This window comes from Brevundimonas sp. AAP58, from assembly GCF_001295975.1.
GTDB lineage: Bacteria > Pseudomonadota > Alphaproteobacteria > Caulobacterales > Caulobacteraceae > Brevundimonas.
Genome location: NZ_LJHU01000036.1, coordinates 31,801 through 41,056 on the forward strand (window position 1 = coordinate 31,801; position 9,256 = coordinate 41,056).

The 9,256-nt window shown below is 69.0% G+C and carries 10 protein-coding genes; 4 read left to right on the forward strand and 6 right to left on the reverse strand.

Features of this window, described 5'->3' with window-relative positions:
* The first annotated feature begins 25 nt into the window (after positions 1 to 25).
* A complete protein-coding gene (gene rarD / locus IP78_RS05250) occupies positions 26 to 943 on the forward strand; it encodes an EamA family transporter RarD (protein WP_054110656.1) in 918 nt (305 codons plus the stop codon).
* Here rarD and IP78_RS05255 read toward each other — a convergent pair.
* Together IP78_RS05255 and IP78_RS05260 are read right to left on the reverse strand one after the other, a co-directional pair.
* Positions 940 to 2,085, reverse strand: a complete 1,146-nt coding sequence (locus IP78_RS05255; RefSeq protein ID WP_054110657.1) for a serine hydrolase domain-containing protein — start codon at positions 2,083 to 2,085, stop codon at positions 940 to 942. The genes rarD and IP78_RS05255 overlap by 4 nt on opposite strands.
* Positions 2,082 to 3,314, reverse strand: coding sequence for a TIGR03862 family flavoprotein (locus tag IP78_RS05260; RefSeq protein ID WP_054110658.1), 1,233 nt, complete (start codon positions 3,312 to 3,314; stop codon positions 2,082 to 2,084). The genes IP78_RS05255 and IP78_RS05260 overlap by 4 nt, the downstream gene beginning before the upstream one ends.
* 64 nt (positions 3,315 to 3,378) lie before the next feature.
* Between IP78_RS05260 and greA the strand changes: the two genes are divergently transcribed.
* Together greA and IP78_RS15465 are read left to right on the forward strand one after the other, a co-directional pair.
* Positions 3,379 to 3,855 carry a transcription elongation factor GreA gene (greA, locus tag IP78_RS05265; protein WP_054110659.1) on the forward strand — a complete coding sequence of 159 codons (477 nt, stop codon included), beginning with the start codon at positions 3,379 to 3,381 and terminating at the stop codon, positions 3,853 to 3,855.
* A 100-nt stretch (positions 3,856 to 3,955) separates the two neighbouring features.
* Positions 3,956 to 4,123: a hypothetical protein gene (locus IP78_RS15465; RefSeq protein WP_197272380.1), complete on the forward strand. Its 168-nt coding sequence runs from the start codon at positions 3,956 to 3,958 to the stop codon at positions 4,121 to 4,123.
* Between the two features lie 2 nt (positions 4,124 to 4,125).
* Here IP78_RS15465 and prfA read toward each other — a convergent pair whose 3' ends face one another.
* Positions 4,126 to 5,193: a peptide chain release factor 1 gene (gene prfA, locus IP78_RS05270; protein ID WP_054110660.1), complete on the reverse strand. Its 1,068-nt coding sequence runs from the start codon at positions 5,191 to 5,193 to the stop codon at positions 4,126 to 4,128.
* Between the two features lie 181 nt (positions 5,194 to 5,374).
* Here prfA and IP78_RS05275 point away from each other — a divergent pair, with 181 nt between their 5' ends.
* On the forward strand, positions 5,375 to 6,151 hold the full coding sequence (locus IP78_RS05275) for a sulfite exporter TauE/SafE family protein (RefSeq protein ID WP_054110661.1): 777 nt from the start codon (positions 5,375 to 5,377) through the stop codon (positions 6,149 to 6,151).
* A gap of 37 nt (positions 6,152 to 6,188) precedes the next feature.
* On the opposite strand, the gene yihA is transcribed toward IP78_RS05275, so the two are convergent.
* The 3 genes from yihA to IP78_RS05290 are packed head-to-tail and all read right to left on the reverse strand — an operon-like array spanning position 6,189 to position 9,155.
* A complete protein-coding gene (gene yihA, locus IP78_RS05280; RefSeq protein WP_054110662.1) occupies positions 6,189 to 6,845 on the reverse strand; it encodes a ribosome biogenesis GTP-binding protein YihA/YsxC in 657 nt (218 codons plus the stop codon).
* Positions 6,846 to 6,897: 52 nt separating this feature from the next.
* Positions 6,898 to 8,721 carry a membrane protein insertase YidC gene (gene yidC / locus IP78_RS05285; RefSeq protein ID WP_054110663.1) on the reverse strand — a complete coding sequence of 608 codons (1,824 nt, stop codon included), beginning with the start codon at positions 8,719 to 8,721 and terminating at the stop codon, positions 6,898 to 6,900.
* Between the two features lie 5 nt (positions 8,722 to 8,726).
* Positions 8,727 to 9,155 carry a ribonuclease P protein component gene (locus tag IP78_RS05290; RefSeq protein WP_054110664.1) on the reverse strand — a complete coding sequence of 143 codons (429 nt, stop codon included), beginning with the start codon at positions 9,153 to 9,155 and terminating at the stop codon, positions 8,727 to 8,729.
* Between the last annotated feature and the right edge of the window lie 101 nt (positions 9,156 to 9,256).

Consider the following 9,256-nt stretch of genomic DNA (forward strand, 5'->3'; position numbering starts at 1 on the left):
TCCCGCCGGGAGAGGGGAGGACCCCATGACCGTGTCCAAATCCCAAGCCCCCTTTGTCGCCGCCCTCGGCTGCTACGTCATGTGGGGCTTCATGCCGCTGCTGTTCATGGGGCAGGCGGCGCTCGGCTTCACCTCGCCGGAGATTCTGTCGCACCGCGCCCTGTGGTCGGTGCTGTTCGCGGGGGGTCTGGTGCTTCTGGCCCGCCAGTCCGGACAGGTCCGCACGGTCCTGTCCCAGCCCAGGACCGTGGCCTGGCTGCTGCTGGCCACCGTCCTGATCGCCTTCAACTGGGGCGTCTACGTCTGGGCCACGACCCATCAGGCCACGCTGGAGGCCAGCCTCGGCTACTACATCAATCCCCTGCTCAACATGGTCGTCGGCCTGTGGCTGTTCCGCGAGCGGATCGACCGCTGGGGCTGGGTCGCCATCGGACTGGCCGCTGTCGGCGTGCTGTTCCAGGCGCTCGCGCTGGGCCGCCCGCCGTGGATTTCGCTGATGCTGGCCTTCAGCTTCGGGGCCTATGGGGTCATCAAGAAGCGCATTCCGGTCGAGGCCCAGGCGGGCCTGTTCATCGAATGCCTGATCCTCCTGCCGTTCGGCATCGCCTATGTCGCCTGGCTCCAGATGGCGGGCCAAGGCCACGGCTTTTCGACCCCCGAGGGCTTCGTCTGGGCGCTCGCCAACGGCCCGGCGACGGTCCTGCCGCTGGCGCTGTTCGCCTTCGCCGCGCGCCGGATGCCGCTGTCGACCATGGGCTTCATCCAGTTCCTGGCCCCGACGCTGCAGTTCTGCGTCGGCCTGGCGACGGGCGAGGACTTCACCGTGCTGCGCGGCGTCTCCTTCGCCTTCATCTGGCTGGGCGCGGGCGTCTTCGCGGCCGCCGCCCTGATGCGCGCCCGGGCCGCGCGACGCGCAGCCGAAGACGCGGCGCTGCCGGTCTAGAGCGCCGCGTAGAGCGCCTCGATCAACCGTTGCGCCCGGGGGTCGCCGATCAGATAGGGCGACTGCCGCGTCATGGCGTAAGCGGCCGACAGCCTCCTCGCCGGATCGGCGAAGGCGCAGCTGCCGCCCCAGCCGCAGTGCCCCACCGCCTCCGGGTTCGGGCCGAAGATGTTGAGACCGGCATTGCGGGTGAACCCCGCCGCCCAGCTCATGACGAAGGGCAGGACCTTGTCCTGACCGGCCACCCGCTCGCGCGTCGCTTCTGCCACGACCGTCGGCGACAGAACCCGCGCGCCCTCCAGAACCCCGTCGTTGGCGATGACGCCCAGGATGCGGGCGAGGTCGCGCGCCGTGCCGTGCAGATTGGCCGAGGGAATCTCGATCGATCGCCACTCCGCCGATCCGCGCCCGCCCGGCGCCGAGCCCTTGTCGAAGAAGGCGGCCTTCTTGACGGCGTCGATGGTTCCGAGGTCGGTGGCCTTGGACGGCTTTCTCAGCGCAGCCACCCGCCCGTGCTCGGCCTCCGGCAGGCCGATCCACAGATCCAGCCCGAACGGGCGGGCGAAATCCTCCGCCAGCGCCCGGCCCATGGTCCGCCCGTCGGCCAGGCGGAACACCTCGTTGGCCAGATAGCCGACGGTGACGGGGTGATAGCCCGAGCCGGTCCCGAGTGGCCACATCGGCGCCTGGGCCGCCAGCCGATCCAGCACCGCCTGCCGGTCGAACCAGATGGCCGGATCGACGGGTTCGGAGAACCCCGGCAGCCCCGCCTGGTGCGATAACAGTTGCGCCACCGTCACCCGATCCTTGCCGTTCGCGCCGAAGGCGGGCCAAAGCGCCGCGACAGTCTCGTCATAGGCCAGCTTGCCCCGCTCGACCGCTGAAGCCATCAGGATGGCCATCACCGCCTTGCCGGTAGAGAAAACCGGGACCAGCGTCCGCTCATCCATTGGCACAGCGCCCGCCGCATCCGCCCGGCCGGCCCAAATGTCGAGCACGACCTCGCCCTCGATCACCGCCGAGAACCGCGCCCCCTGCTCGTTCAGCCCGTCGGGCGCATCGACGAAGTTGGCGGCGAAGGCGTCCTTCACCGCGGCGAAGCGTTCGGGGCAGGAGCCGGAAATCTCGGGCAGGCTGGTCATGCCCCCTCCCTAGCGCCGCCGCGCGAGACCCGCCACTCCAGCGCCGCGCGCCCCGCCACGACGCCGGACGCCAGACTGGCCTGCAGCAGATAACCCCCCGTCGGCGCCTCCCAGTCGATCATCTCGCCCGCCACGAACACGCCGGGCCGAGACCGCAGCATCAACGATGGATCCAGGCTCTCGAACCGGACCCCGCCCGCCGAGGAGATGGCCCGCTCCAGCCCCTGCATGCCGGTCAACTTGAGCCTGATCGCCTTGATCCGCTTCGCCAGCTTCTCGAGGTTGGCCGGAACCTCGCCGATCTCGCGCAGCATGGCGACCGCGACCGGCGACAGACCGCCGGCCTTCCTCAGGTGATTGGTCAGGCTGTCCTTGGCCTTGCGCGGCCGCGCCAGCCGCTCGGCCAGCGCCGCCTCGCTCAGGTCGGGCCGCAGATCGACCGTCAGCACCGCCGTCCCGTCGCGCGCGATGGCCTCCCGCAGCGCCGACGACAGGGCATAGACCGCGCCGCCCTCGACACCATAGCGCGTCACGACGAGCTCGCCGCGCACCGAATGGTCGCCGAACGTCAGAACGGCGGGCTTCAGCACCGCGCCCGCGAACCGTTCGACCAGCACCGCTGACCACGCCACGTCGAAGCCCGCGTTGGCTGGAACCAGCGGCTCAACCTGGGCGCCTTCGGCTTCCAACCACGGAACCCAGGCCCCGTCAGAACCCAGCCGGAGCCAGCTCGCCCCGCCGAGCGCCAGCACCGTCGCCGCCGCCCGCTCCCGTCGCTCGCCGTCGGCCGTCTCGAACATCAGGTCGTCGCCATCCCAGCCGATCCACCGCGACCGTGTCCGCACCGCCACCCCCAAGTCGGCCAGCCGCGCCAACCAGGCCCGCAGCAGCGGCGAGGCCTTCATGGCCTTGGGGAACACCCGGCCCGACGATCCCACGAACGTCGGCTGGCCCAGCCCCTCGGCCCAGGCGACCAGATCGGCCTGCGAGAAGGCCTCCAGCCACGGCGCGATCAAGGGTCGACGATCACCGTAGCGGCCGACGAACGCCTCGGCCGGCTCGGAGTGGGTCAGGTTCAGCCCGCCCCGCCCCGCCATCAGGAACTTGCGCCCCACCGACGGCATGCGGTCGTGCACCACCACCTGGGCCCCGCCCCGCGCCAGGGTCTCGGCGGCCATCAGACCGGCCGGGCCGGCGCCGACGACGTGGACGGGATCAGGCGTGCTCATCGGAGCCCCTTAGCCGCTCCGGCCTTGCAGCGGAACGTCCGTGCGCGGCATACGCTTCTGCCCCATGAGCGTCGCCTTCACCCGCGAGGAGGACCTGGAGGCCACGGCCGCCGATCTTCCCGACCGCCCGATCTCGCCCCACCCCAACCTCGTCACGCCCGGCGGGCTGGCGGCCATCGACGCGGCGCTGGCCGAGGCCCGCGCGGCCTATGCCGCCGCACAGGCCCAAGGATCGATCGAGGCTGACCGGACGGCGATGGCCCGGGCCACCCGCGACCTGCGCTACTGGTCCGCGCGCCGGGCCTCAGCCCAGCTCGTCGAGGCGCCCGCCGACGGCCGCGTCCGCTTCGGAGGCTCCGTCACCATCGAACGCGAGGACGGCCGCACCCAGACCTGGCGCATCGTCGGCGAGGACGAGGCTGATCCGGCAAACGGCTCCGTCAGCCATGTCTCGCCGCTCGCCCGCGCCCTGATCGGCAAGCGCGTAGGCGATGAGGCCAACGTCGCCGGTCAGTCGGTCGAAATCATCGCGGTGGACTGAACCGCGCCGCGGCCCCACATTGCAGGCACCAGCGCCGACCGGCGCTCAAGCCGCGAGCCTCTGCGGGGCGAGTGCTAGCGCCCCTCAAGAAGGAATGCCGATGGCCAGAAAGCCCAACTACAGCTTCGAGCGCATGGAGCGGGACAGGGCCGACGCCGAGAAGGCCGCCCGCAAGGCCGCCGCCAAGCAGGCGAAGAAAGACGCCAAGGCCCGGGGCGAGGACGTCGATCAACCCGACTGGCAGCCGCCCGAAGACGAGGCCGTCTAGGCTCAGGCGAACTCGGCTTCCAGATCGGCGAGGCGCGCGGCCTGATCCTCGGCGATCAGGGCGTCCAGCAGGGGATCGAGGTCGCCCTCCAGAATCTGCGGCAGGCTGTGGAGCGTCAAATTGATGCGGTGGTCGCTGACCCGGCCCTGCGGGAAGTTGTAGGTGCGGATGCGCTCGGATCGGTCGCCCGATCCGACCTGAGACTTGCGAGCGTCCGAACGCGCCTGGTCCTTCTGCTGGCGCTGCAGGTCGTACAGCCGCACCCGCAGGTTCTTCATCGCCTTGTCGCGGTTCACGTGCTGGGACTTCTCCGACGACGTCACCACGATGCCGGTCGGCAGGTGGGTGATGCGCACGGCCGAATCCGTCTTGTTGACGTGCTGCCCGCCCGAGCCAGACGCCCGATAGGTGTCGATGCGGATGTCCTTGTCCTGGATGTCGATCTCGACGTCCTCGACCTCGGGCAGGACCGCCACCGTCGCCGCCGAGGTGTGGATGCGGCCGCCCGCTTCTGTCGCGGGCACGCGCTGGACCCTGTGAACGCCGCTCTCGAACTTCAGCCGCCCGAAGACGCCGTCGCCGGTGACCGTGGCGATGATCTCCTTGTAGCCGCCGGCGTCGCCTTCGGTGGCGCTGTCCAGCTCGACCTTCCAGCCCCGGGTAGAGGCATAGCGGCTGTACATACGGAACAGATCGCCCGCGAACAGGGCCGCCTCGTCACCACCGGTTCCGGCCCGCACTTCCAGAACAGCCGAGGCGTTCTCGTCGGCGTCGCGCGGGGCCAGCAGCAGGGCTACGCCCCGCTCCATCTCCGGCAGACGTTCCGACAGAATCCGCAGCTCGTCATCGGCCATCGCCGCCATTTCGGGGTCGGCGGCCATGCCTTTCAGGTCCTCGATCTCGGCGCGCGCCCGGGCCAGCGCCGTGACCGCATCGGCCACGGGCTTCATCTCGGCGTGCTCCTTGGACAGGCGCACGATCTCCTGCCCGTCGGTGGCCGCGCCCATGCGCGCCTCCACCTGGTGGAAGCGGTCGAGGACCTGATCGAGCTTGGACTGGGGCAGGCGCAAAGGGGGCTTGAGCTCCGGTTCGGCGAAGGGCCGGACCCTTATCGCGCGCCACGGCGGCTGTCGATGCGACGGCGCGGGCCCATCGTGGAGGATAACAACGGCGTCATCGACGGTGACTTGCCCGCGTCTGGGGCATTAGCTGTGCCTTGGGAAGCGCTTCTGGCGGTTCCGTGGGGGCCGAATGGACACCTTCCTGCTGTTCCTGCTGGTGGGTGTCGTTGCCCAGACAGCCGACGGGGCCTTAGGCATGGCCTATGGGCTGATCGCCAACTCCGTGCTTCTGGCGCTGGGCGTCCCGCCCGCCACAGCATCAGCGAGTGTCCACGTCGCCAAACTCTTCACCGGCAGCGCCTCGGCCGCGTCCCATCTGTATCACCGCAACATCCTGTGGAGCCTGTTCTGGCCGCTCGCCATCGGGGGCGTTCTCGGGGGCGTCGTCGGAGCCTTCGTCCTAACCGGCGTGGACGGTGACGTCATCCGTCCTTTCATATTGGCCTATCTCTTCGCCATGGGGGTCTGGGTGCTGGCACGGGCCGCGCGTCAGTCCCGGACGCGCGAGCTGCCTCCACGTCTCAGCGGCCCGCTCGGCCTCGTCGGGGGCTTTCTGGACGCTATCGGCGGCGGGGGCTGGGGGCCGACCGTGACCTCGACGCTCGTCGGCGCGGGAGCGGAGCCCCGACATGCCATCGGCACGGTCAACACCTCCGAGTTGCTGGTGACCGCCGCCATCTCGGCTGCCTTTCTCGTCGCCCTTCTCACCGGTCGATGGGATGGAGGCGCGTTGCACGATCACGCCTGGGCCGTCGGAGGCCTGATCGTCGGAGGGCTGATCGCGGCCCCCTTCGCCGGCTGGATCACCAAACGCCTGCCGCAGCGGGTTCTGACCTATGCCGTGGGCACCCTACTGATCCTGCTCGCAGCCTTCCAGGGCCTGCAGATAGCGGGCCTGTTCGCCTAGGGCGGCCTGGTGGCGCGACCGCTCGTTGCCTGAGCGCCTAGAGCTCCACGCCCGTCGTGCGCATGATCTCGGCCCGCAGCTCGGGCAAGCCAAGACCTTTCTCGGCCGAGGTCACGGCGACGGCCGGGAAGGCCGCCGGGCGCTTTGAGATCGCCTTGAGCGTCGCCTCGCGGACGGTCTCGCGCTCATGGGCCTTGATCTTGTCGGCCTTGGTGAGGACGACCTGATAGCTGACGGCGGCCAAGTCCAGCGCGTCCAACGCCTCCGTATCCACCGCCTTGAGCCCATGGCGGCTGTCGATCAGCAGATAGACCCGCTTCAGCGTCACCCGGCCTCGCAGGTAGTCGCGGCCCAGGTTCTGGAACTGCCTCACCGTCGACTTGGATGCCTTGGCCCAGCCATAGCCCGGCAGGTCGACCAGCCGCAACTTGCCGTCCAGATCGAAGAAGTTGACCTCGCGCGTCCGGCCCGGCTCGTTGGACGCCCGCGCCAGCTTGTGCATGCCGACAAGGCCGTTGATCAGGCTCGACTTGCCGACGTTGGACCGGCCGGCAAACGCGATCTCGGGCAGATCCGGCTCTGGCAGCTGCTCGATCTTGGCGCACCCCATGACGAAGGTCGCGGGCCGGGCGAACAGCACCCGCGCGGTCTCGATCTCCTCGTCCGAATAGGTGCCGGTTTCGACCTCCGTCACGCGCGCGCGATCCCGAAAAGTGGCCGCCGGTTTTCGGACCAGATCGCGCGCACTAGGCTGCCTTGTTTCTCAGCTTGGCGATGAAGTCGTCGATCGGGTTCTCGGCTCCGTAGCGGTTCATGATGAAGTACTGCTGGGCAATGGACAGCACGTTGTTCCAGGCCCAGTAGACCAGCAGACCCGCCGGGAACACCGCCATGATGAAGGTGAAGATCACCGGCATCCAGGCGAAGATCTGGCGCTGGACCGGATCGGGCATGGGCGGGTTCATGGCTTGCTGCAGCCACATGGTGAAGCCGTAGAAGATGGCCAGCACGCTGAGCGCCAGCGTGAAGCCACCGCCGGAGTTGGTGAGCAGTCCGCCCAGCAGAGGCAGGGAACCGGGGTCCCACGGGATCAGGCCGAACAGGGTCCAGATATTGGTCGGATCGGGTGCTGACAGGTCACGGATCCAGCCGAAGAAGGGCGCGTGCCGCATCTCGATGGTGACGAACAGCACCTTGTAGAGCGCGTAGAAGACCGGGATCTGCACCAGGATCGGCAGACAGCCCGCCAGCGGATTGACCTTCTCGCGCTGATAGAGCGCCATCGTCTCCTGCTGCTGCTTCTGCGGATCGTCTTTGAACTGCGCCTTGATCTTCTCCATCTGCGGCTGGAGCTTGCGCATCTTCGACAGGCTCTCGTAGCTCTTGTTCGCCAGCGGGAACATGATGAGCTTGATGGTCAGCGTCAGCAGCAGGATGGCCACGCCGAAGTTGCCCACCAGCCCTGCGAACCAGTGGACCAGCAGGAAGATCGGCCGCGTCAGGAAGAACAGGAAGCCCCAGTCGATCGCATAGACGAAGCGCGGCAGGCCCAGTTGTTCCTCATAGTCGGCGAGGATCTCGTTGCGCTTCGCGCCGGCGAAAAGGCGCTGCTCCTCGGTGATCTGGCGGCCGGGGTTGATCGTGCGGGGCTCGCCCAGCAGGCGTGCCTCGCGCATCTGCAGGCCGTTGGCGTCGCGCGCCACGAACTCGGCCTCGACCCTCTGGTCCTGACCGGGGATCAGGGCCGCCAGCCAGTACTTGTCGGTGATGCCGAGCCAGCCGCCGGTGGACTCGAACTCCTCGCGGGGCTTCTTGGTCCAGTCGCCATACTTCAACTGGGTGGTCGAGTAGCTGCCCGGCTCGCCAAAGGTTCCGATGCCGCCCTCATGCAGAATCTGGTTCTTGCCCAGCGTGTCGGGCACGCCCTGGCGCTCGATGCGGCCATAGGGGGCGATGACGATCGGCGTCGTGCCAAGGTTGGCGACCGTGTCGCGCAAGGTGAACAGGTAGTTCTCGTCCACCGACACCACGCGAGTGAAGCGCAGACCCTGGCCGTTGTCCCAGGTCAGGGTGACCGGCGTCGTCGGCGTCAGGGTGGAGCCGCTGGTCAGCCGCCACAGGGTGTTGGGGCCAGGCACGCCGCCGGCGATGTTCTGACCGGTCCAGCCGAACTGGGCGAGGAAGGCGTGCTCCATCCCGGCGGGGCGGAACAGTTCGACCGGGGCCTCCTCGCCTTGAATTTCTTCATACTCGGTCAGGAACAGGTCGTCGATCCGCCCGCCCTGAAGCGAAAGGGTTCCACGCATCTTGCCCGTCTGGATCGGCACGCGCGCGACCGTGCCCAACGCCTCGCGACGATTCTCGGTGAAGACGGCGGCGGACGGGGCAGGCGCTGCGCCGGGCACAGCCAGATCACCGCCGGCGTCGACCGTCTGCGACACCGCCGCGGCCTCGGCGGCGGCGCGCTGCTGTTCGGCTTGTGGTCCCAGGATGAAGATTTGGTACAGGATCAGGATCACCGCCGTCGCGACGACGAAGATCACCATGTTCCGCGTGTTCTCGTTCTTCATTCGGGTCAGGCGTCCTGGTCGGGCTTTGAGGCGAGCGGAGGTTCGGAAGTGGGAGCGGCCTGGCGCGAACGCGAGGGGTCCGGCGGGCCCGGCTGCGCCAGCCTTGTAAGGGCCGACGCCACATCGTCAAGCAGACGCTCCCAAGGCCGCTCGGCCGTGCCCTGGCGCGCGATCAACACATAGTCGGAACCCGGGACGCCGTGGATGGGCAACAGGGCGCGGGCGGCCTCGCGCAAGCGGCGCTTGGCGCGGTTTCTGACTACCGCCCCGCCGATCTTGCGGGTGGCGGTGAAGCCCACGCCGATGGCCGGATCCCCGTCGGCCCGGTCCAGACGCTGGATCAGCACCGCCCCTCGGGCCAATGAAACGCCTTTTGCGGCCGCCAGGAACTGGGGCCGCTTGGTCAGGCGTCGCAATTGGGAGGTGTGTTTCATCCTCACCCGTGCAGCGAAGCGGAACGGGGGAGGGGGACCATGCGGAGCATGGTGGAGGGGGCGGACGCGAGCACCGTGTCTGGGGTCGCCCCCCCCCCCCC

Coding starts and splice junctions, on each gene's coding strand:
- rarD (WP_054110656.1), top strand. CDS start 26: ATGACCGTGTCCAAATCCCAAGCCCCCTTTGTCGCCGCCCTCGGCTGC.
- IP78_RS05255 (WP_054110657.1), bottom strand. CDS start 2,085: ATGACCAGCCTGCCCGAGATTTCCGGCTCCTGCCCCGAACGCTTCGCC.
- IP78_RS05260 (WP_054110658.1), bottom strand. CDS start 3,314: ATGAGCACGCCTGATCCCGTCCACGTCGTCGGCGCCGGCCCGGCCGGT.
- greA (WP_054110659.1), top strand. CDS start 3,379: ATGAGCGTCGCCTTCACCCGCGAGGAGGACCTGGAGGCCACGGCCGCC.
- IP78_RS15465 (WP_197272380.1), top strand. CDS start 3,956: ATGGCCAGAAAGCCCAACTACAGCTTCGAGCGCATGGAGCGGGACAGG.
- IP78_RS05275 (WP_054110661.1), top strand. CDS start 5,375: ATGGACACCTTCCTGCTGTTCCTGCTGGTGGGTGTCGTTGCCCAGACA.
- yidC (WP_054110663.1), bottom strand. CDS start 8,721: ATGAAGAACGAGAACACGCGGAACATGGTGATCTTCGTCGTCGCGACG.
- IP78_RS05290 (WP_054110664.1), bottom strand. CDS start 9,155: ATGAAACACACCTCCCAATTGCGACGCCTGACCAAGCGGCCCCAGTTC.